This window comes from Streptomyces sp. BHT-5-2 (genome assembly GCF_019774615.1).
Classification (GTDB): domain Bacteria; phylum Actinomycetota; class Actinomycetes; order Streptomycetales; family Streptomycetaceae; genus Streptomyces.
Map to the genome: position 1 here is coordinate 2,243,362 of NZ_CP081497.1, position 21,961 is coordinate 2,265,322.

General features: G+C 65.0%; 14 protein-coding genes and 3 pseudogenes. 11 read left to right on the forward strand and 6 right to left on the reverse strand.

Annotated elements, in window-relative coordinates; all coding sequences use genetic code 11:
- Positions 1-60 precede the first annotated feature (60 nt).
- The 5 genes from K2224_RS37635 to K2224_RS37655 all read left to right on the forward strand — a co-directional run bounded on the left by K2224_RS37635 (position 61) and on the right by K2224_RS37655 (position 10,622).
- Complete coding sequence (locus K2224_RS37635) at positions 61-3,657, forward strand: DEAD/DEAH box helicase family protein (RefSeq protein WP_313904827.1); 3,597 nt, start codon at positions 61-63, stop codon at positions 3,655-3,657.
- Positions 3,654-5,075 carry a restriction endonuclease subunit S gene (locus tag K2224_RS37640; protein ID WP_221911577.1) on the forward strand — a complete coding sequence of 474 codons (1,422 nt, stop codon included), beginning with the start codon at positions 3,654-3,656 and terminating at the stop codon, positions 5,073-5,075. Before K2224_RS37635 ends, K2224_RS37640 begins: the two co-directional genes overlap by 4 nt.
- The gene (locus K2224_RS37645) at positions 5,072-6,724 is read left to right on the forward strand and encodes a class I SAM-dependent DNA methyltransferase (RefSeq protein WP_221911578.1); all 1,653 of its coding nucleotides are present in this window, start codon (positions 5,072-5,074) and stop codon (positions 6,722-6,724) included. The genes K2224_RS37640 and K2224_RS37645 overlap by 4 nt, the downstream gene beginning before the upstream one ends.
- Positions 6,725-6,877: 153 nt before the next feature.
- On the forward strand, positions 6,878-8,317 hold the full coding sequence (locus tag K2224_RS37650) for an N-6 DNA methylase (protein WP_221911579.1): 1,440 nt from the start codon (positions 6,878-6,880) through the stop codon (positions 8,315-8,317).
- A 130-nt stretch (positions 8,318-8,447) separates the two neighbouring features.
- Complete coding sequence (locus tag K2224_RS37655; RefSeq protein WP_221911580.1) at positions 8,448-10,622, forward strand: AIPR family protein; 2,175 nt, start codon at positions 8,448-8,450, stop codon at positions 10,620-10,622.
- Here K2224_RS37655 and K2224_RS41160 read toward each other — a convergent pair.
- From K2224_RS41160 to K2224_RS37670, 4 genes and pseudogenes are all read right to left on the reverse strand, one after another.
- A pseudogene (locus tag K2224_RS41160) lies at positions 10,584-10,805 on the reverse strand (hypothetical protein); the annotation flags it as partial. The gene K2224_RS37655 and the pseudogene K2224_RS41160 sit on opposite strands and share 39 nt — an antisense overlap.
- Positions 10,806-11,159: 354 nt before the next feature.
- Entirely contained in the window at positions 11,160-12,515 is a 1,356-nt protein-coding gene (locus tag K2224_RS37660; protein ID WP_260693742.1) for a recombinase family protein, read from the reverse strand.
- A gap of 296 nt (positions 12,516-12,811) precedes the next feature.
- Positions 12,812-13,303: pseudogene (locus K2224_RS37665) on the reverse strand (transposase); the annotation flags it as partial.
- Positions 13,300-13,776: a winged helix-turn-helix domain-containing protein gene (locus K2224_RS37670; protein WP_221911582.1), complete on the reverse strand. Its 477-nt coding sequence runs from the start codon at positions 13,774-13,776 to the stop codon at positions 13,300-13,302. The gene K2224_RS37670 and the pseudogene K2224_RS37665, both read right to left, overlap by 4 nt.
- Before the next feature lie 115 nt (positions 13,777-13,891).
- On the opposite strand from K2224_RS37670, the gene K2224_RS37675 reads away from it, so the two are divergent.
- The 3 genes from K2224_RS37675 to K2224_RS37685 are packed head-to-tail and all read left to right on the forward strand — an operon-like array spanning position 13,892 to position 15,955.
- Positions 13,892-14,383, forward strand: coding sequence for a Pycsar system effector family protein (locus K2224_RS37675; protein WP_221911583.1), 492 nt, complete (start codon positions 13,892-13,894; stop codon positions 14,381-14,383).
- A 19-nt stretch (positions 14,384-14,402) separates the two neighbouring features.
- On the forward strand, positions 14,403-15,059 hold the full coding sequence (locus K2224_RS37680) for a Crp/Fnr family transcriptional regulator (protein ID WP_221911584.1): 657 nt from the start codon (positions 14,403-14,405) through the stop codon (positions 15,057-15,059).
- A gap of 20 nt (positions 15,060-15,079) precedes the next feature.
- A complete protein-coding gene (locus K2224_RS37685) occupies positions 15,080-15,955 on the forward strand; it encodes a hypothetical protein (protein ID WP_221911585.1) in 876 nt (291 codons plus the stop codon).
- Between the two features lie 383 nt (positions 15,956-16,338).
- On the opposite strand, the gene K2224_RS37690 is transcribed toward K2224_RS37685, so the two are convergent.
- On the reverse strand, positions 16,339-16,638 hold the full coding sequence (locus K2224_RS37690; RefSeq protein WP_221911586.1) for a hypothetical protein: 300 nt from the start codon (positions 16,636-16,638) through the stop codon (positions 16,339-16,341).
- A gap of 123 nt (positions 16,639-16,761) precedes the next feature.
- Here K2224_RS37690 and K2224_RS37695 point away from each other — a divergent pair, with 123 nt between their 5' ends.
- Both K2224_RS37695 and K2224_RS41165 read left to right on the forward strand, forming a co-directional pair.
- Positions 16,762-18,366, forward strand: coding sequence for a hypothetical protein (locus K2224_RS37695; RefSeq protein WP_221911587.1), 1,605 nt, complete (start codon positions 16,762-16,764; stop codon positions 18,364-18,366).
- Positions 18,363-19,097, forward strand: coding sequence for a hypothetical protein (locus K2224_RS41165; protein ID WP_260693744.1), 735 nt, complete (start codon positions 18,363-18,365; stop codon positions 19,095-19,097). Before K2224_RS37695 ends, K2224_RS41165 begins: the two co-directional genes overlap by 4 nt.
- Here K2224_RS41165 and K2224_RS41170 read toward each other — a convergent pair.
- Positions 19,057-19,279 (reverse strand): annotated as a pseudogene (locus tag K2224_RS41170) (hypothetical protein); the annotation flags it as partial. The gene K2224_RS41165 and the pseudogene K2224_RS41170 sit on opposite strands and share 41 nt — an antisense overlap.
- Positions 19,280-20,545: 1,266 nt before the next feature.
- Here K2224_RS41170 and istA point away from each other — a divergent pair.
- Positions 20,546-21,961 (forward strand): IS21 family transposase, encoded by a 1,416-nt coding sequence (gene istA / locus K2224_RS37705; protein WP_221912205.1) that lies wholly within the window; start codon positions 20,546-20,548, stop codon positions 21,959-21,961.

A 21,961-nucleotide genomic window follows, 5' to 3' on the forward strand; every position in this document is an offset into this window, starting at 1 on the left:
GACCCAAGGCTTGTGCGACTGGCGGAACGGTCCCGCAACTTTGGCTTCCTGCTACGGCACGTGCCGCTGCTCCTGGCGTACGGAGCTGCTGCGGAGAGCTATGTCTTCAGTGATCCCAACACCTCGCTGATCAAGTCCCGTCAGTTCGGTGAGACACTCGCATCGGACCTGGTGAGCCGGGCGAGGGTCCGAGTCGACGGTGATACGCAGTTCGACCGCCTCAAGGCCCTCGACCGCGAGGGCTACCTGCACGGCGACGTCGGCACCGCGTTCCACGAAGTCCGCGCACTCGGCAACGAAGCGAATCACAAAGGCCACGACAGCGCTGAGGACGCCTTCCGCGCCCTGCGAACCTGCTTCCGTCTCGGCGTCTGGTATCACCGCTTGCTGAGTGGTTCGCGCGAGCAGATCGCCTTCGTGCCGCCCAGCCCGGACCGCACCCTGGCCGCGGAGAGCGAACGCCTGCTTCGTGAGGTTGCAGAAGCCAGAAGGGCGTTGGAGGAAGCACGCCTTAGCTACCGCGACCAGGCCACCCAGGCCGAGGCTGAGCAGGCCGCTCACCTCGCCGCGGAACGCGAACTGGCTCAGGCGCGAGCCGAGCGCGAGGAACTCGTAGGCATGGTCGCCGCCATGCAAGGCCAGCTCAAGGCGTTCCAGACCGAATTCGAGGCTGCACAGGCCCGGCAGCGGCGTAGCGATCTCACGGACAGGGCCGCGGCTTCGGCCGCTGTTGCGGAGCGAGCTCGTCTCCTCGACCACGCTGAGCAGGCATCCCGGGAACCACTCACCGAGGCGCAGGTGCGCGCCTGCCTCGATCAGATGCTCACCGAAGCCGGCTGGGACGTCCAGGACGCGGGCGCCACCCTCAACCTCTGGGTACAGGGCGACCGCCGGGGCAACGGCGTCGCTGTGCGAGAGACGACCACAGCCCGAGGTCGGGCCGACTACGCGCTCTACGTCGACCGTAAGCTCGTCGGTGTCATCGAGGCCAAACGCGAGGGTGCGGACCTTTCCGCGGCCGAGGAACAGGCTGACCGCTACGCTGACCATCTCACCGACGCCCAGCAGCGCCTGGCTGCGTGGCGTGCCCCGCTGCCCTTCCGTTATGTCAGCGACGGCGGGGAGACTCGCTTCCGCACTGCCCTCGACCCAGACTCTCGCACGCGCCGCATCTTCTCCTTCCACCAGCCCCGCACCCTCGCCCGCTGGATGCGGCAGGCCGACGAGGACCCGCAGGCGCCCACCTACCGAGCCCGCCTGCGTCTGCGCATGCCGGAGCTCGACGAACGGCCGCTGCGCCCCGCCCAGGTCACGGCGGTCCGTGGGGTGGAGAATTCGGTCGCTCTGGGCAAGGGCCAGCAGGGTATGGGCCAGTCCCGCTCCCTGGTCCAGATGGCCACCGGTGCAGGCAAGACGTACACGGCGGTCACGTTCTCCTACCGCATGCTTAAGCATGCCCGTGCTGAACGGGTGCTGTTCCTGGTCGACCGCAACAACCTTGGCGCCCAGGCTCTCGCGGAGTTCGAGAACTTCACCACTCCCGATACCCACCGTAAGTTCGCAGACCTCTTCAACGTTCAGCGGCTGGGCGCGGAAGGCATGAATGCCTCCTCCAAGGTCGTCATTTCCACGGTTCAGCGGCTCTACATGGAACTAACCGGCAGCCGACTGCCCGAGGAAAAGCTGGAAGGAGAGGGGAAGGAGGCCGATCTCCCCTACGACGCGCCCGGTGAGATTTCAGTCGAATACAACCAGAAGATCCCTCCCGAGGCATTCGACCTGATCGTCGTGGACGAGTGCCATCGATCCATCTACGGCAAGTGGCGCTCGGTCCTGGAGTACTTCGACGCACCCATCGTCGGCCTCACGGCCACGCCTGTCGCCCAGACCTTCGGCTACTTCAACGGCAACCTCGTCAGTGAATACACCTACCAGGAAGCCGTCGCAGACGGTGTCAACGTCGACTTCTCCGTCTTTGAGATCGAGACGCGGATAACGGCGGAAGGCGGGGTCATTGCCCACGGCACCATCCCGGTCCGCGACCGGCGTACCCGCCGCCAGCGCTACGAGGACATCGACGAGGACATCGAGTACGGTGCAAACCAGGTTGGCGTCAGCGTCATCAGCAAGGACCAGCTCCGCACGGTGATCCAGACCTTCCGTGACCGCCTCTTCACGGACATTTTCCCGGAGCGCGCGAAACGCGACCCGCTTGACGGCACCTTGCTGTGGGACCGAATGTACGTCCCAAAGACCCTGGTCTTCGCCAAGAACGACAACCATGCCGAGGAGGTCGTCGAGGTCATACGGGACGTCTTCGGCAAGGGGAACGACTTCTGCGCCAAGATCACGCACGCCGCCCGCAGGCCGGCCGAGCGCCTGGCCGAGTTCCGCAACCTCCCCCAGCTCCGTATCGCGGTCACCGTCGACATGATCGCCACTGGCACGGACGTCAAGCCGCTTGAATGCCTGCTGTTCCTGCGTGATGTCAAGAGCTGGGCCTATTTCGAGCAGATGAAGGGGCGTGGTGCGCGCACTCTCTCCCTCACGGACTTCGAACGCGTGACGCCAGGTGTCGGTCCCAAGACACGGTTCGTGATCATCGACGCGGTCGGTGTCACCCGCAAAGCCAAGGTCGACGCGGCTCCGCTCGAACGCCATACCGACAAGCAAATCAGCCTGGAGAAGCTGCTTCGAAAGGTCGCCGCCAACACCATCGAGGAAGAAGAGGTCTCCACCCTCGCCTCCCGCCTGGCCAAACTCGACCTTCAGATGACGGCCGAGGAGCACGCGGAGATCCAGCGGATCAGCGGCGGACGCCCGCTCAAGGAGATTGTGCACAAGATGGTGCGGGCGGTGTCCGTCGACGACCAGCTGGAGGTACGAGAGGCCGCCGAGCGCGTCGGCCGGGACCCGGAGCGTGCGGTGCGCGACCTGATAGAGCTGGCTCTGAAACCGCTCGCTGCCGACCCGAGGTTGCGAGCCCGGTTGCTGGAGATGCGTCGCGCCAAGGACATCCTGTACGACGAGAACGGCGTCGACGAGCTGATCCGCGCTGGCGCGATCGCCGACGGTGGAGCGTCGGCGAAGGACACTGTCCACGATTGGAAGCGGTACATCGACGAGAACCGCGACGAGATCGCCACCCTGTCCATCGCATTCAGTGCCGATTCGGAAACCCCGCCAGGCGTCGCGCTGCAGCAGCTCAAGGATGTCGCCCGTAGCATTGCCCGGCCACCGCGCGCATGGACACCGGAGCGCCTGTGGACGGCATACGAGCAGCTCGGTGAGGCGGCCGCCGCTGAGGGAAGACCCAAGCGCACAGTCGCCGACCTCCTCGCTCTCTTCCGCTACGAGCTCGCTGGCGGGGCGGAGCGCGGCGCCCCGAAGCCGCGCTCGCACGAGGAGACCGTACGAGAGCGGTACGCCGCCTGGCTCGCACGGCAGGAGCAGACGGGCGTTCGCTTCGGTCAACGCCAGCGCTGGTGGCTTGACCATATCGTCGGCGCGACGATCGAGCGTGTACGCTTCGACACCGCCGACCTCGACTATGCCCCGTTCACCACGCGTAACGGGACGGATGGATTCCTCGCCGAATTCGGCGAGGCCAAGGCGGAAGAGATCATCGACGAACTGGACAGGGAGCTGGGCGCGTGACGGACTCGGGTGCGGAGGTTTCGGCGGGGGCCGTTCCGGGGAGCGCGCTGCCGGCAGGGTGGGCGTTGGCGACGCTTGCTGAACTGTGCGAGGTCAATCCGCGGGCATTCACTGAAGAGCCGGATGACGATGACCTGATTTCCCAAGTCCCCATGGCTGCCGTCGAGGCCGAAACGGGGCGCATAGATCCATCTATGCATGTACCTTACGGCGACCTCAAGAAGAAGTCACTGACGCGTTTCCAAGAGGATGACGTTCTCTTCGCCAAGATCACACCGTGCATGGAAAATGGCAAGATCGCCAAGGCTCAGGGACTGGCAGCTGGCCGAGCGCTCGGCAGTACGGAATTCCATGTGCTTCGAAGCCATGGCGGCGTTCTACCTGAATACCTAATGTACTACTTGCTCCAGCGGAACGTTCGCAGGCTTGCCGAGCAGCATATGTCTGGTGCTGTGGGGCAGCGACGGGTTCCACGTCCATACCTAGAAGGGCTCAAGATTCCGGTCCCGCCCCTTACGGAGCAGCACCGTATCGTCGCCAAGCTGGACGAGCAATTGGCCCACGTGGAGGCTGGTGAGGCTGCTGTTGGCCGGGCGATCGTCGAGACGGCCCAGCTGCGTGCCAGTGTGGCAGATGCAGCGATTCAGCGCCTCGCTGATGCGCCCGTGAAGCAGCTCGGTGAAATTCTCGCCGAGCCGCTACGCAATGGCGTCTCGGCTAAGGCGACGCAGGACGGGTCCGGCGTTAGAACTCTTACTCTGTCCGCCGTCACATACGACGAGTTCGATGACCGCTTCACCAAGATGACCAGCGCTAATCCGGAGCGTGTGGCTTCCCTTTGGCTGAAAGACGGAGATATTTTCGTCGAGCGTTCCAATTCAGCCGAACTGGTGGGCACCTCAGCCATCTATCACGGGCCGAGCAACTGGGCGATTTACCCGGATTTGTTGATTCGGGCGAGGGTTGACAGAAGTGTTGCGCTCCCCGACTTCGTAGCCCTTGTGCTCCGCACTCGGCGTGTGCAGTTTTACTTCCGGCAGCGTGCGCGTGGCCTTTCCGGGTCCATGCCGAAGATCGATCAGTCAACAATCGAGAGCGTGGAGATTCCTCTGCCGTCGTTGACCAGGCAGGAAGAGACCGTCAGGTGGGTTCAGCGGCAAGAAGAGGAGATCGACCCGCTGGCGGCCACAGTCGGTCAAGCTCAAGCCGAGAGCGGCAACCTCCGCGCCGCTCTCTTTCACGCTGCCTTCAGCGGCGCTCTGGCCCCCCAGGATCCGGCCGATGAGCCCGCCTCCCGGCTGCTGGATCGTATCCGCACCCGGTGCGAGGCCGCTGCGAAGGTGAAGAAGCCCCCCCGCAAGCGGGCCCCGCGCCCCCGCAAACCGACCACCTCAGGTCAGGAAGCACTGCCCCTATGAGCACCATGAGCACCGACAAGGCGTGGACCTCGGGCAGCCCGAAGGATCGGGCTGCCCGGACACCCGCGGAGCGGCCCATCCCCCGCAAGGCTGCCGGAGAGACGACAAGCACTCTCGTCAACCGTCTCTGGTCCTACTGTGAGCTGCTGCGCCACTCCGGTGTCTCCACGCTCGACTATGTCGAGCAGCTCACTTATCTCCTGTTCTTGAAGATGGCGGACGAGCGCGACAAGCGCCCGGCCAGGTTCCGTAAGAACAGCTCGGAACAGCCTCTCGTCCCCGAAGGTCGTGACTGGACGAGTCTCACCACACGGTCCGCCGAGGCGCTTCTCGATCATTACGAGTTCGTCCTGAAGGACCTCGGGCAGCGCGGTGGGACCATGCTCGGCGAGGTCTTCGCCAAGGCATCGAACAAGATCCATGAGCCGGCCGTTCTGGAGAGGCTGATCAAGGACCTCATCGACCCGTACACCTGGACCACCGAGGACCAGGACCTAAAGGGCGATGCCTACGAAGGGCTCCTTCAGCGCGGCGCCGAGGACCGCAAGACCGGTGCGGGTCAGTACTTCACCCCCCGTCCACTGATCGATGCCATGGTCGACTGCATCCGGCCGCAGATCGGGGAGACCATTACTGATCCCGCATGCGGCACAGGTGGCTTCCTCATCGCTGCCCATGCGCACCTCGCCCGGAATTACGAGGAACAGCTCTACGGGGACGAGGGCCGCAAGCTTCAGACTGGTGCAATCACCGGGTACGAGCTCGTCCGCGAGACGGCCCGCCTAGCTCTGATGAACATGCTGCTGCACGGCATCGGCACCTCCGAGGCCAAGCCGCTGATCACGATCCAGGACTCACTGGCCCGGCCCCCACTTCGGCACTACGACATCGTCTTCGCCAACCCGCCGTTCGGCGTCGGCTCTGTGACCGGGGAGGCGTACACCGCCCGTAACGACTTCTGGACACAGACAACGAACAAGCAGCTCAATTTCGTCCAGCACATTTACAACCTGCTGAAGACGAACGGGCGTGCGGCCATCGTCCTGCCGGACAACGTCCTCTTCGAGGGCGGCGCGGGTACGGTGATCCGTCGAAACCTTCTCGACATGTGTGACGTACACACCCTGCTGCGCCTCCCGACGGGCATCTTCTACGCCAACGGAGTCAAGGCGAACGTCCTGTTCTTCGACAAGACCGGCCAGCGGCCCGGAGGCCGGCCAGGCACCCGCCAACTATGGGTCTACGACTTCCGTACCGACCAGCGGTTCACTCTCAAGCAACGCCAGTTGAGGCGTCAACACCTGGACGACTTCGTCGCCGCCTACCACTCCGGTGGATCGGACTATTCCGAGCGAAAGCCCAGTGATCGCTTCCGTGCGTTCGATTACGATGAGCTGGTCGCCCGTGACAAAGTCAACCTAGACTTGACGGTCATCCGGCCGGACACGGCCACCTCCGGCGCGGTCTTCACGTCTCCCGATGTGATCGCGCAGGAGATCGTGGACGAACTGGAGACCGCTCTCGCGGAGTTCACCAAGGTGGCGCGCGCCCTGAAAAGGGACGCGGGCTCCGTGGCCGATGGCTTCGCAGGGGGCGCGGACAGCACCGCGGTCGGCACAACCGAACACGAAGAAGACCGAGAGTCGTAGCTCCCTCCTCCCGTCACCCGAGTCGGGCCGGGGCCTGTTGGGCGGGGCAGCTCGGGTGACGATGGAAGGTGACAACGCCATATGGCAACGGGGTGGGGCGGTCAGGCCGCGACTGGACAGCGGCCGGAGGCACAGTGGACGAGCAGTCAGATTGTGGAACGGCTCTGGAAGTTCTACAACGAGACTGCGATCAAGGCCGTGCCCAGGCTCGACTTCGTCGAGCACGTCACCTATCTGCTCTTCCTCAAGCTCGACCACGAGCGCGCCCAGCGGCCAGCTCGGTTCGGCGGTGGTCGCCCCATCGCATCGGCCGACACCTGGCCCAAGCTGGCTCAGCGCAGTGGTGAGGAACTTCACCGCTTCCTCACCGATGTCATGGACGACCTCGGCAAACCAGCGCCCGCTGATCCGCGTCGCGCCACCGCGAGCGTCATCTTCCATGACGCGCAGCCATGGAATGTCGACCGTATGGCGGAGTTGCGCAGCCTGATCACTGAGGAGCTCGACCCGCACCAGTGGAGTCTCGTCCCACAACCGGTACTCGGCGGGGCTTTCTCGCAATTGCTCGCCGGGTGCCGGGAGGACTTCCTCACCAAACGCCAGGCCGGCCAGATCCTCACCCCGCCGCCGCTGCTTTCCGTCGTGGCCAGGGCACTTGCCATCACCCCCGAGGACCGGGTAGTCGACCCAGCGTCCGGTATCGGCAGCAGCCTGATCGCCGCCCACCGCGAGATGTCCCGGCATGGTCGCTATATCGACGCGGCCACGATCGCGGGTGCCGACATCGACGCCCAGATGTGTCGACTCGCCACGATGAACGTTCTGCTCAACCTTGGGCGGGTTTTTTCGGCCGACCCGCCTTTCCTGCGGGCCGACTCCCTCAAGGAGAGGGCCGTCGCCATCCAACGCGCGGACCGGGATGTCCTTGCGTCCGTGGCCATCTGCAACCCGCCCTTCAAGAGCACCGACGCGCTTCCCGACACCACCCGGCGCGACGACTTCTGGGCGCACAAGGCGGATCTGCCGACCAACTTCCTCCAGCACATCGCGATCACTCTGCCGCAGGGTGCCCGAGCCGCTGTGTTCGTTCCCGACGGCGTCCTCTACGGCAACGGGGCGGCAGCGGCCGTACGCCGGACTCTGCTGATGAGCTGCGACGTGCACACCCTGCTGCGGCTGCCGACCGGTATCTTCCACGGCACCAACTCAAGGTCGAACGTGCTGTTCTTCACGAAGTCCACCTCGAAGCCGACAGGCGAACCTGCGACCCACACGCTGTGGGTGTATGACGCGCGGACGGACAAGCATCACACCGACACCGAGAACCCCATGTCCGAGGACGACTTCGCCGACTTCCTCGCCGCCTACCGCGTCGGAGAGCCCTGTTTCGAGGGTCGTACCGCATCCGCGCGCTTCCGCCCTTATCCGGTGGACGAATTGCTCGCACGCCCAGGAACCGACCTCCACCTAGGGGCCAACCTCACCGCGGAGTTGGACGACTTCGGCTCCCCGCAAGACATCGCCCTGTCCATCGCCGACAACCTGGACGAGGCGGGCAAATGGTTCCGGACTGTGGCTGAAAGCCTGACCTGACCCACTTGGGAGTTCCGCACAGCGCTGCACCAGTCCGGATCTCGGGCAACCGGTTACAGGCCGTCTCCCGATCCCTCTCCTCGGCCGCCGCCCGGCCCACCCGCCGAACGCAGAACAGGAAACCCTGCGCATGCACTCCTCGAAGCACTCCGCCGCCTCGCGCGGCAGGATCCCGGACCAGGTCCGTCAGGTCGCCAAAGCCCTCGACCGAACCTACCCGGACCTGATTGACATCAGTGACTACGCCAACCGCCCGGATTGGCAGCGGAGCGACATCTTCCGTACGCGGGCCTTGGCGGCGCACGCCGTGCGGATCGTTACGGACTGGAGTGCCCAGGACGCGGCGCTCACCGTCATCGACGGCGGGCAGGACCAGGGCATTGACGCTCTCGCCGTCGACCGCGAGAGCAAGTGTGTCTATCTTGTCCAGAGCAAGTGGTCCGAGAAGGGTCAGGCGACCGCGAAACTTGACGTGGTGCACAAGCTGTTCGCTGGACTCAGCCTGATCGACAGCGAGGAGTTCGGCCAGTTCAACCCGCGCGGCAGAGCCCTTGCCGAACAAGCAAAGAAGCTGATGGGCGAGGAAGGCGTGACCGTTGTCCTCGTGTTCGCTCTCATGGGCGCGGAGCCCCTGTCCTCAGAACTGCGCCAGGCTCTGGACAACGGCGCAAGGGAGTTCAATCACCTGGGAGAGATCGTCGATCACCGGGTGATCCTCGCCTCCGAGCTCCATGCCAAGGTGCGTGACGACATAGCGGACAAGCCGCTCGACCTGAAGGCATCTCTGACCCCCTGGTTCAGCCTGAACGATCCGTACGAGTCGTACGAGGGTGTGGTGCCCGCAGAAGAAGTGGCCGAGTGGGCCAAGGCGGGCAACTCACTCTTCGCACGGAACATCCGCAACCCCCTGGGTCTTACCTCGATCAACAACGAGCTTGTGGCAACTCTGAACGAGGAACCCGCCCACTTCTGGTATTTCAACAACGGCATCACGATCCTGTGTGACTCCGTGGAGAAGACCTACCACTCACGGAAGGCTCCTTGGAGCGGTCCGCTGACCCTGAAGATCCACGGCGCAAGCGTCGTCAACGGTGCGCAGACCGTGCGAGCCATCGCCGATGCAGTGACCGATGAGGACAGCGGAGCCTACGCGGCGCAGGTCAACGTACGCGTGATCGTCACTGGTGACGACACCGAGTTCGCGGGCCACACCACTCGCGCCACCAACCGACAGAACAGCGTGGGGGCACGTGACCTCGTCGCGCTCGACCCCGTACAAGCAGCACTGATCGAGGAGATGCAGGCCGAGTTCGGGCTTGAGTACAGCGTGCGCAGGGGCGAGCTCGACCCGATGGAGGAGGCCGGCTGCTCCGTGGTCGAGGCGGCCTGCGCGCTGGCCTGTGCCCATCCTGGCAGCCAGTACGCGGCTCGTATCGCAGACAACCTTGATGTGCTGTGGGAACGCGGCAGCCAGGGCATGTACGAGGCGCTGTTCCGGCCGCAGCCCAGTGTGTTCCTGCTATGGAACGCTGTCCGGGTACTGCGTGCCGTCCGTACCGGGCTGAAGGAGCTGCGCAAAGAGTACTCGGGACGTGCGGCGGCTGTCATCGACCATGGCACATACCTGATCGCGCACCTCGTGTTCCGGCAGCTCCGCGACGCGGATGGCGCCATCGAGGAGCCGCCAGCCCCCAAAGCCGGACGCACCTGGGCGGACAATGCCCTGGCCGAAGTGCCCAGTCTTCTCCGGCGTGTCGTACCTGCCCTCATCATGTCTATGGACGCGGTCGGCGAGCGCTCCCGCATCCAGTACCTCTGCGCCGACGCGGCATCAGTGCGAGAACTGGTGACGGACGTGCTCGACACTCTTGCTGGCGGCCCAATCACTGTGACCAGCCTGCCCGACAAGTACCTGTCCCGTCCTGTCCAACCTCGTAAGCGCCGCCGCCCGAACGCGGTTCATGTGCTTGTGGACCAGGGCGCGATTCCGGACGGCACACTACTCACGCTGCACACTTACCTCGCTCCGGAGAAAGAGGCGCTCAAGCCGTGGCTGGCAGCGAACGAACGACGTACCCGGGCCACCTGGGTCAACCATCGCACGAAGCCGATCCTCTGGTCGGCGGACGGCAACCAATACTCTCCGTCCGGGCTGATCGCCCGTATGTGGGAGCTCGCCGAGTGGGAGGAACGGCCGGTGTCCAACCAGGGTACGGCCCGTTGGCTCACGCCCGACGGGGAGACTCTTGCCGATCTCGCCTGGCGCCTACTCGAGAGCCTGGAAGATGAGGATGACGAGGAGTAGGACCGGCGCGGACCACGGGTACAGCCGCTGCTCGCTGAGGAAGGTCCGGACTATCGTGACGACATGACGTGATGGTGCCAGCCGGGGCAAGGGCGCCCCTGAAAGGGATCTAAAGCCACCCATCCTTGCGCCGTGGTAGTCGTGTTCGACACGCCAGCGAATCTTCGCCAGCTTCGCCAGCTCCTCAACGAGATAGCCAGAGGCGGGACCGACCCCTCACGCTGCGGAAGCAAGCCCATACGTCGCTTCGATTGTGCCCCGCCTTCCGGTAAAATCGCACGTCACGCCCGTTCCCGTCTGGATCGCGCCCGCCCAGGGCCCGAATCGGCGGCTACGGCAATTGCAATTCGCCCCGCATCACCGGCGTGTACGTATGGTTCAAGTCCCCCCTCGGACACACTCTTGGCACACGTTGCTTGGTTTTCAGGCAGCGGTCATCGGTGCCCGTTCTCGGCCTTCGGCCGGGAGCGGGCGTTTGTCGTCTCTGGGCTCCTTTCGTTCGAGGTGGATGGGGTGTGAGGCGCCGGTCGGCGACTGTCAGCCGATGAAGATCCTTTCTGCGGTGGGGGTGCTGGTGGTGAGGGTCTTCGCTTTCGGGTCGTAGGTCAGTGTGATCTTTGCTGTCCGGAGGCGGGTGACGATGTCGGCTGGCGAGGTGCTGGTTGTGCCGGGGGTCGCCAGGCTGAGTCTGATCGCGAGGGCGGGCAGGTGGGGCAGGATGCGGTCTTCGCGCACGTAGATGTTGCGGGGCCGGTCGCTGCTGGAGGCGGTGGCGGTGGTGCGGCCGTGGCGGCACCGGTAGGCAGGGCGTTGGTGGGACCAGCAGGAGTCCATCTGACGCTGGCAGAGGGCGCAGCGGAGGAGGCCGGCGAGAAGGTATTCGCGGCCGGGGGCGGTTGACCGTGGGGCGCGGATGTTCTGGGCGGCGACGAAGTCCGCCTCGCTGACCAGTGCCGGATGGGCTGGTGTGGTGGAGATGCTCCAGTTTTCGGGGGTGTTCCAGTGCCTGACGTCACGGGTACCAAGTGTGGTGTTGGCCGGGTCGAGGAGGACGTGGTCGGTGCGTTGGCGGTTCCAGACCTGGCGGCCGGTGTAGCGGGGGTTGGCGAGGATGGCTCGCACGACAGTGGCGTTCCATGCTGCGCTGCTGCGGTGGGGGTTGCGTGCCGGGTCGGCGGCCGAGGGACACGGAATGTCTGCGTCGTTCAAGGCGCGCGCGATGCGGGCCATGCTGTGCCCGGCGAGGCGTTGGGCGAAGATCCAGGTGACGACGGGGCCGGTGGTGGGGTTTGGGACGAGGCGGTGAGCGCGTACGCCGCGTCGGGCCAGGCCACGGTTGGGGTGTGGGCCGGCGTCGGCGAGCCGGTAGCCGTAGGGTGGGCGGCCGCCGAGGTAGCGGCCTTGGTCGCGGGCTTGGATGGTCATCGAGGTGAGGGCGCGCATGCGGGCGCGGGCGACCTCGCGCTTGGCCAGGATGCCGAGCAGGACCATGAGTTCCTCGTGGCCGGCGGTTTGGGGATCGGCTGCGCCGCCCAGTTCGGGGATCCACACGGGGATGTGGTAGTGGTCGAAGAGTGGTGCCAGGACGGTGAATTGGTTGCCGTGGAAGGCGCGTTCGCTGGAGCCGATGACGATGGCGTCGAAGGCGCGGTCGGGGTCGGCGAGTGCGGCCAGGAGGGCGGCTGCTTCGGGGCGGTGCGGCCAGGGCGTGCTGCGGCTGCGGCCGATGTCGAAGTACTCGGCCGTGATGCGGCCGTAGCCGGAGGTGAGGGCTTGGGCGCGCAGGAGTTGCCAGCCGCGGGAGGTGGCGGGGTCCTGGTGGTCCTCGGTGGAGACACGGCCGTAGAAGGCGAACCGCAGCCCCGGCGATGCAGACGCCTCAGTAGCAGTCACGTTGGTGTGTTCCTGAACCCATTGGTCCAGCCCCGGGAGCTGGTTGGATGCACACGACACCGTGTTTCCGGGTGACGGGAGACAGCGGTCATTCGACGCCATGGCACCTCCAGCAGCTGGCGGTTGGCGACATGGCTTCACTGTGATGGACGGATAGCGAGATCGGGAGTCGTGTTCCCTCGTATGGGGGAAGGGGCCTTGACAGTGGCAGGCCGCGAGGCTACTCGTTACTCGCGGCTGAGGTTTTCGGGTTGGCGTCAGTTGGTGCTGGTTGAGGGTGAGGCCGGTTTCGGCAAGCCGTCGAGGAGGCCGGGCCGGTACTGGATCTGCCGGAGGCCGCGGCGGAGGGTGTGCGGGTGAGGTGGTCGGCGTCGGTGAAGGCGGTGTTGGCCAGCGGGCCGCGCCGCAGCAGTGACCAGATCCCCTCCACGGGATTGAGGTCGGGTGCGTAGGCGGGCAGGTGGACGACGGTGAACCAGTCGTGATCGTCCGCGTACTGTCGTATCCCGGCGGCGCGATGAGTGTTCAAGTTGTCCCAGATGAGGATGACCGGGCCGCCCAGCTGCTGGTGAGCGCAGGCGATCAGATCCCGGTAATCGGTCCAGTCGAAGCTTGACCGCTTGCCTTTGCGCTTTCGGTAGACGCGGGGCCGGTAGATCAGGCGGGACCGTTCACAGGGCCGGTAGCAGGCCATGGCCGCGACCGAGATACGCCGGAAGGACCGGCCCATGACCCACTACCGGGGTGTGGCCGCGACGGCCCCAGGTGCGGGCGCGTGGCGGCGTCATCGAGAAGCCGGCCTCGTCCTCGAAGACGATCCAGGCCCCGAGCGCCGCCGCGGTGCTTCCGCGTGCGGCCACACGTCCTTCTTCCACAACTCCACCGCGCGCTCGTCACGCTCCAGAGCGCGGCGGGCTGGGCACTGCCAGGACCAGCCGCCCCGGTGAAGCAGACGCCACACCCCCGCCACCGACACCGTCAGATGGCAACGTCTGCCGATCAGCGTCTTGACCCGTGCCAGGGGCCACCGCTGGTCGGCCCAGCCATGTGCCGCCGGACCCTGGGCCAGCAGCTCCGCCAGCACGACGAACTGTTGTCCCGTCAGCTTCGGGCGATTCGCCGGGCCCTTGGACTCCAGAGCCGGCATCCCGCCTTCACGCCAGGCACGACGCCACCGCGCCACCGACCGCTCGCTCACCCGTCGCGATGCTGTATGTGTCCCGGCAACAGGAGAGCATCCCGGCGAGCCATAGAAGCTCATTGTGAGCACACGAAGAGGACAGTCAGTTTCAGCCAAGTTGCCCGGCAGTCGGCATGCAGAGTGGCCGCATACCTGATTCTGGGATCAGATCATCCCAGAATCAGGAGGAGGCAGGGTGGCCGCCGACCCGCTGGAAACAGCCTGGAGGATTCAGGCCGCATTGGCCGATTGGACGGGCAAGGCGGATACCAAGGCGTCCATTGCTCTCAGCGTCCAGTCAACGGTGCTGGCCCTGGTTGGGGTGTTGGCCACCTCTGGCCACGGAGCCGCCGCACGGTCAGCACCAGGTCAGGCACTGCTGTGGGCAGGGGGGTGCATCCTCCTTTGCGGAGCGCTTCTCGCTGCTGCTGCGGTAGCCCCCAACCTGCGGTTGGAGCGCAGAGGGCCTGGCCCGGACGACGACTATCTGTTCTTCGGGCATCTCCGCCACTTTGAGCCGGAGGCACTGGAGGCGGCCCTGCGGTCGGGCTCCGCGTTGTCCGCGTTGTCACGGCAGATCGTGGTCATGAGTGAGATCGCCTGGACCAAGCACCGTCGAGTGCAGTTCTCCTTCGTGCTCGCGGTGATGGGTTGCGCTGTAGTTGGCGCCTCGGCTGCAATCGGGTGAGGAATACCTCGGGGGAAAAATGAACTTCCGCGAACTGGTTTCGGATGCCGCCTGGAATGGCTTGCTGCACCGAGGGCAGAGACGCCGCTATGCGCGAGCCGCCTGGTTGTTTCGACAGGGTGAGTCCCCCGGCTTCGTCATCGCCTTGACCGAAGGAATCGTCAAGATCACCCAGGCGGCGGAAGACGGGACGGAGACGCCTCTGGCGTTGCGCGGCCAAGGAGAGGTGCTGGGGGAAATTGGCGTGCTCCTCGACAAGCCTCGATCAGCCTCCGTAAAGGCAGTTTCCGAATGCATCGGCTACATGCTTCCCGCGCACGCGTTTCGGGGATTTATCGACCGTAATGGCCTCACCCCGACCGTGTATCGGCTCGCCGTCCAGCGCATGCATGAGAACGAGCAGCTGCGCACGGCATTGACGAGACTGCAGCCTCAAGCCCGTGTGGCCCGGGTGATTAGATACCTGGCTGCAGAGATCGGTGAGAAGAGGGATGACGGCACCGTCGTCCTCCAGCTCGGAATGTCCCGGGACGAGTTGGCCATGATGGCTTCCATGAGCCGCTCGTCAGCGATGGCCGTGCTACGGGCGTTTCACGATGCCCACGTCCTCGAGTTGGGGCGGGAGCGTCTAGTGGTCAGGGACAGTACCGCCCTCACCGAGCTGTCCGAGAGCTGACAACGCCCATCAGCATCGCCGTGACGCACATCACCTTCGTACCGTCCAATGCTGGACGGCATCCCGCCGCGTTCACCGTCACAGTGGCTTCGATCACCCCAACAGAGGAGAACACTTCAATGACACCTTCGTGGGAGCCCTTGTGGCCCTATCGGGCTGTACTTGCGGTTGATGCCAGAGACTTCAGCTCGCACACCAGCAAACGCATGCAGGAGATCAACGCGGACATCCAGCGAGTGCTCGCACAAGCGCTGTCTGCCACGGGTCTCAGTGCGCGCTGGGAACGGCGGGCCTTCCCGCAGCACACGGGTGACGGGTACGTCGCCGGCCTAGACCCCGAGGTATTGCCAGCCCTGGTGGGATGCTTCCCCCAAGCCCTTAGTGATGTTCTGCACGATTACAGAAGGCAGCATTCCGGCCAGAGCGTGCTGCAACTGCGAGTTAGTGTCCATGTCGGCCCGCTGCCGTCTTCCGGACTGGGCGTTCCCATGGTCGAGACCCACCGCCTTCTCGACGACCAGGCACTCCGGGACCTCCTCACACGGGCCAACCCTCAGCGCACAAACACGGTGATGATCATCTCGCAGCGTGTTTATGAGGATGTCTTTCGGAGCGGGCTCGACACAGGCACCACCATCTCCGAGGACTTTGCGCAGACCATTGCCAGGGCCAAGAAGTTTTCCCAGCCCGCCTGGCTGCATGTTCCCGGCCTCGACTGGGGGCTTGCGGATCGCTCGCTTTTTGAGGTTCCGGAGCAGAACAGCACCTCCCCGTCCGCACATGAACCACACCGCCAGGAACCACAACCCGCTTCCGCGCCGTCCTTTGTTCAGTACGGCGACCGGAGCTTCCAGGGGCAGAACCAGTACTTTAACGGCGGCGTAGGAGGCCAGTGATGACCGACAATCCGTTCATGACCGGTGAGCCTGAAAACCCACCCAGTCGTCCCCTGCAGCCTCCCGCAGACGAGTACGGGCAACGCCCCGCACCGGCACAGGAGGACCCATCTTCCGCTGAGACACCCCGTCGACGCTGGGCCGACCGACTCAGCCTCACCGGCCGTTCAAGCAGTGTCGAGCCCTCGGAAGAGGAAAAAGAGACGCCCAGCGGCCCACTCCCGGGTGCAGCAGCCTCGACGTCGGTCGACGGATCCGAGGAGCGGCCCGCTGCCGGCGCAAGGACCGACGGGCCACCTGTGCCCGAGCAAGTTGGGATGCCCTCAACCGGCGGAGACACGCCTCCTCTACAGGACACCCACCGTGCCCCCGCACCCATGCCCTCACACGACAACCGCGAGGCCGGCGGGGAGATCGACGGATCGCTGGCACATGCCTCCGCGTTCGCAGATGAGCCGGGTGGTGAGGAGACCCCCCAGCCTGTTGCTGCCCCTCCGGTAGCGCCTGCTGTGTCGGGCACTCACGTGCAAAACGTGGCCCCACATGCCACTGCGTTCCAGGCAGAGAACCAGCACTTCTACGGCGGCGATTTTGTGCGGCAGCTGCCGGTGCAGCCAGCGGACCTCGCCGCATGTAGCGATGAGCTTTTCATCATGCCGCGAGACGTTGAAAGTTGGCAGCATGCGCATTCCCTCCTCAGGGACCGAGGGGTCGTCATTCTCTGCGCGCCGGAGGGTACGGGACGGCGCACCGCTGCCCTGCGCCTACTGACGACCGTGGGATCACGACGGCTACCCCTGACCCTCGTGGATCTAGAGCCGGAGTGGTCGAAGCCCGACGCGACGAAGTTGCCAGCCTCGGCCGGGCATGGCTATGTCCTCGACCTCTCAGACGTGCCGCAACGGCCGGGACTCCGGTTCGGCCAGGGGCTTCTCAAATACGGCAGCGTCGGGACAGTAGACGCTAGTTACCTAGTGGTTCTGACCACCCCTGACGAGTGGCAGGGAGAGTGGTCTGAGGAAACACGCAACATCACCGCTACACATTCTTCTCCGGACGCCAAGCCTCTAGTGCGTCAAGAACTGCGTCTACTCGGTGCAGGAGATCGCGTTACCTGGCTCGACCAGGATGTATACAAAGGCATCTGGCAATCCAACCCACCTGTCCAAGAAGCCCGACGGCTCACTCACATCGTCTATCAAGCGAAAGCGAACGACCACAGCATCGTCGATGAATTTCTTGGGTGGAACACGCACATCAACAACCTTCTCACTCCCAAGCAAGGCCCTGGCGAACCGGAGCTCGTCTCCACCCGCGCCACTGTTTGGGCGGGTGCGCTCCTCGACGGAGGTAGAAAGCGGTCCGTTCTCCACGCCGCCGACATGCTCCTCAAAAGACTCGAGCTCCCGCGAGAGCCCTTAAATGTTCTCGCAGACCCCACATCCAGTCATCGTCTGAAAGCTGCCTCACTCACACCGCAAGGCGACCGAGCTTCCCATGCCGAGGATAAGCATGACCTTGCCCCAGCCATCCTCAGGCATCTGTGGGAAGAGTTTCCGACCCAGCGGAAACTGTTGCGTTCATGGGCTGTTTCGGTTGCCGCCCATTCGGACGTGCCTGAGGACGATGCGCGCATCGCTGTTTACACACTCCTGGACTTGTCGAAGGCGCTACACGACAATGACATCATTGACAGCATTGGCAGTGAGCTGGCTGGCCGCCGACTTTCGCTGGCCGTGGAAGCGCTCACGTCCGCAGCACTCGACCCTGCCTTGGGTAAATATGTCCGGGGACGCTTGTATCGATGGATGCTTCCTAAGGAACCGTCACCGGCAATGGTCGATCTGGTAACACGGATCTGTGGAGGGGAACTTGCCACCCATCAGCCGTCAATCGCAATGACGCGACTGGCTAGGGCAGCCGTCCACGCTCCGTTCCTCTCCGCCCCCATGGTGGAAGCGTTCCTGCACCTTGCCCAGATCAACCAGGCGGAAGTCACCAAAGCCCTTGAGACATGGCTGGCTGAGGAGCCAATCAAGAGACACGGCCTGGTCGCCTTCCTCTCCTTGGCTGCCACCGACGAAGGGGCACAGCTGCTTCTTGGCATGACGGGCAGTCAAGCTGGAAGACAGTGCTTTGTAAGAGCCTGGCAGCAACTACTCCTGGATGATGTATCGCGGAGTACCGTGGATGAACAACTGGACAGGTGGGGGGCCAAAGTCGAGAGCGGTGTGCTGTCCTTCGAGCAGCTGGTCGATCTCATGGCCGACGTGTACGAGCCCAAGATCCACCGGTCCAGTCTCCGCCGATTTTTCGCGCGAGACCCTGATTTCCAGGATTCGTTCTGGGGCGAGGTCCTTGAGCAGGCAATCGTCAGAAGTCGTGAACGGGAGAAGGCATCAGCCGAGTGATAGCCTACTTCGGACTGCGCAGGCCTCTCCGTCAGCGCGTCGCCAGCGCGTGGCCGACGAGACTCTGGGGCGTTTCTTACACGGCCAGTGGTCTGCTGCATTGCCGTCTCACTTCGGGAGAAAAGCGTCCGAAGCGGACCCTCGCGCTTGCCGCTGCTCAAGCTGCTCTGGAGGAAAGGGCCTCACACATCACGCGCGAATATCTGCCGAGGCAGCTTGAGGAAGTACATAGCGCGCTCGCGCTGGAGCTGTCCGATTGGCGGCAGGTGGACGCTAGGTGGCCGATAGAGATCAAAGCTCGCCTCGTCCTCCGCCTGGAAGGCGAGGCTGCAGCTCGCGCCCAGGCCTATGAGGACGCATTACGCGATCAGCAGCTCCAGCACGAGCTGTATGAGTCACGCGTAGCGTATATGCGGGACAAGGTACTCGGCGACGCGGATACGGCACGTGCCTGGTGGCTCGAACGCCATCGCGAAGGTCATCAACCGATCGCGTGGGATGAGTTCAATACGCACATCCTTCCTTTCGTCGGCAGAGCTGAGGACGCGCAGACGAACGCCATGCGCACCGCCTATGTCCTGGCTCAAGTAGTCGAGAGACTGGAGGACGATCCGGCTCGCCACAAGCTGTTCGTCGCCACCGCACGGCTCCTGATGAAGGAGATGGACTGGCCGGACCTAGCGGAAGATCTCACGCTGGCCGAGCAACGGAAACTCCAGCCAGAGCAGTAGGTCCTACGACGGGTGAGCATCGGCGTCGTAGGCGGCGGGTTGGTGGTGGGGGTCTGCCCCAGATCCATGGCGGCGGCTTTGCGGAAGATGCGCCACCAGCCTTCCTGGAGGTTGAGCCAGCAGGCGCCGGCGGGGATGAAGACGTGGTGGATGCGGGGGTGGTCCTCCAGCCACTCGCGGGTGAATGCCACAGGATGTTGCCCTGGCTCTTCCATATGCCATCCCAATTGCGAACCTCAGCTGTCCTGCAGGGGGGCCACCAGGATCGTACGACGCTGCAGGCACTGACAGAGCGGTTGTGATTCTCAGCCGTTGGCTGTTCCTGGCCGTGCTAGAGGGCGACGACTGCCGCACCGGCCAACGATCCGGAGGACTCAGCCGATGCCCCTATCGCGAACCATGGTCGCCCGGGGGGCGACCACCACTGGGCTTCGCGCCACTGTTCCCTGGTGCGGTTGCTTTCGTTGCGATCCTCGGCTGCCCCAGAGGGCGACCGCCACCACCTGCCGGGAGAAATACTCCGTGGTGGTGTCGTCGTTGCGACCCTCGGTCGCCCCTGGGGGGCCGCCACCCGGACTAGTGGACCGGCAATGGTGGCCCCGCGTGCGGTTGCGATCCTCGACCGCCCCGAAGGGCGACCGCCACGATAAGACGTCGACCACTTCGATGGCCACTGTTGTGTTGCGATCCACGGCCACCCCGGAGGGCGACCGTCACGGCAATGCTCATCGTGGTGCGGTCGATCCCGCAGTTGCGATCCCCAGTCGCTTCGGAGGACGACCGCCACCAGTACATCACGCTGCGGTCGGCGACCTGGGAGGCGTGGTTGCAATCCCCGGCTACCCCGGATGGCGACAGCCACGACTCAGCCTGCAACAACTTGTCGATCGCCACTTGGTTGCGATCCCCGGCCGTCCCGGATGGCGACCGCCACTATTCACCGCCGCGTGTGACCTGGCCGACCGCGGCGTTGCGTTACTCGGCCGCCTGGGGCACGACCGCCACTGGTCGAGTCGGTGCAGGATCATGGAGACGGTATCGGTTGCGCTCCTCGGTCGCCCTGGAGGCGACCGCCACATCGAGCAGTGGATGCTGTCCGGCATTCCGCCATTGCGATCCTCAGCCACCCTCACGGATAGCTGCCCTAACATCCCCAGGCCGCGATCCCTACCCCCATCCGTCTATCGCAATCTGCAGCCACCCAAATGGGCAGCTGCCGATACTGGGACGCCATCTTCACGACGTACGGCGTCATGTTGCGATCCTCACGAACCCCTACGATCAACTGCCACCCGGTCTACGGATCAGCCGTTGTGCACCTACTGTCGGCGTACACGTGAACGTCCCCACCCGCGTACGGATGAAAAGGGACAGTTGCTGATGCGGTGAGACCTGCTGCCCGCCACTCGGCTGCTTGATCGGAGTGGGACGGCGGAGGGCGGTTGACGATGGTCTTGGATCCGCATCGCTGGCTGGAACTGCGGCGCTTCCGTGGTCTGCTGGAGTCTGGGGCGATGAGCCTGTCGGAGATCGCCAGAGAAACCGGGTTGGACCGCAAGACGGCCCGCAAGTACCTCTCGGCGCCGGGCCCGGCAACCCCTCCGCGGCGGTCGCCGAACGGGCGGTCAAGAGCGAGGGTGATCGACGAGTTCGCGCCGTTGATCGACTCGATGCTGCGGGCAGAAGTCCTGATGAAGGCCGCAGTCATCCACGAGCGGCTGGCGGCGGAGTACGGGTTCACCGGCAACTACCAGCGCGTCAAGCTCTATGTTCAGGAAGCCCGGCCCAGGATTGCCGAGGAACTCGGCATCACACCGAAGGAGCTGGCGGGCATGCACCGCCGCTTCGAGGTGATTCCGGGCGCCCAGGCCCAGGTGGACTGGGGTGACGAGGGCAAGGTCCTCGCCCACATGGGGATCGGCAAGGTCTACTCCTTCCACATGACGCTGTCGTACTCCCGCGACCCGTTCTGCTGCTTCGCCACCAGCCAGGATCTGCAGACCTTCTTCGACTGCCACCGCCGGGCGTTCGCCCACTTCGGTGGGGTGCCGATGACGATCGTCTACGACCGCACCAAGACCGTCGTGCGCCGACACGTCGTCCCGGGCGAGGCGGTCCCGCTCCACCCGGAGGCGGTCGGCTTCGCCGGCCACTACGACTTCGACATCGACGTCCTGGCCGCCTACCGGCCCACCGGAAAGGGCCGCGTCGAACGCCAGGTTCTCATCGTCCGCGACCACGTTCTGTCCGGCCGGGCCTTCTCCTCCGTCGAGGAGATGGACGCCGCCTTCACCACCTGGGTGCCGCAGCGGCGATCCCAGATCCACAAGACGCACCGGGAGGTCATCGGTGAGCGGGCGGCCCGTGACCACGCGGCTCTCAAGACGCTGCCGCCCACCCCATATCTGGTGGCCGAGCGGCACCTGAGGCCGGTCGGCAAGGACTGCCTGGTCGCCTTCGGCGGCAACCTTTACTCGGTGCCGGCCCGCCGCGTCCGACCGCGCCAGCTGGTGGAGATCAGGGCGACTAAGTCGCAGGTCATGCTGCACTCCACCGTCCCCAGCACCGACGGCGAGACCCTGCTGGCCATGCACTCACGGGCGGTCGGCCGCGGGGTCCGCGTCGTCGAGGAGACGCACTGGGACGGCCTGCCCACCGGCAAGGGCCGCCGGACCACGACCGGCGACATGCCTCCGCGGCCTCGCCCGCAGCCCCGAGGTGAGGAGGCCGGACCGTTGCATGCCCTGCTGAACCGAGCCGCGGCCACCCGCATCGAGGTCGGCCGCCGACCACTGTCGGTCTATGACGAGCTGACGGGGACCCGTCCCTTCACCACCAACCGAACGACGAAGGAATCCTCTTGA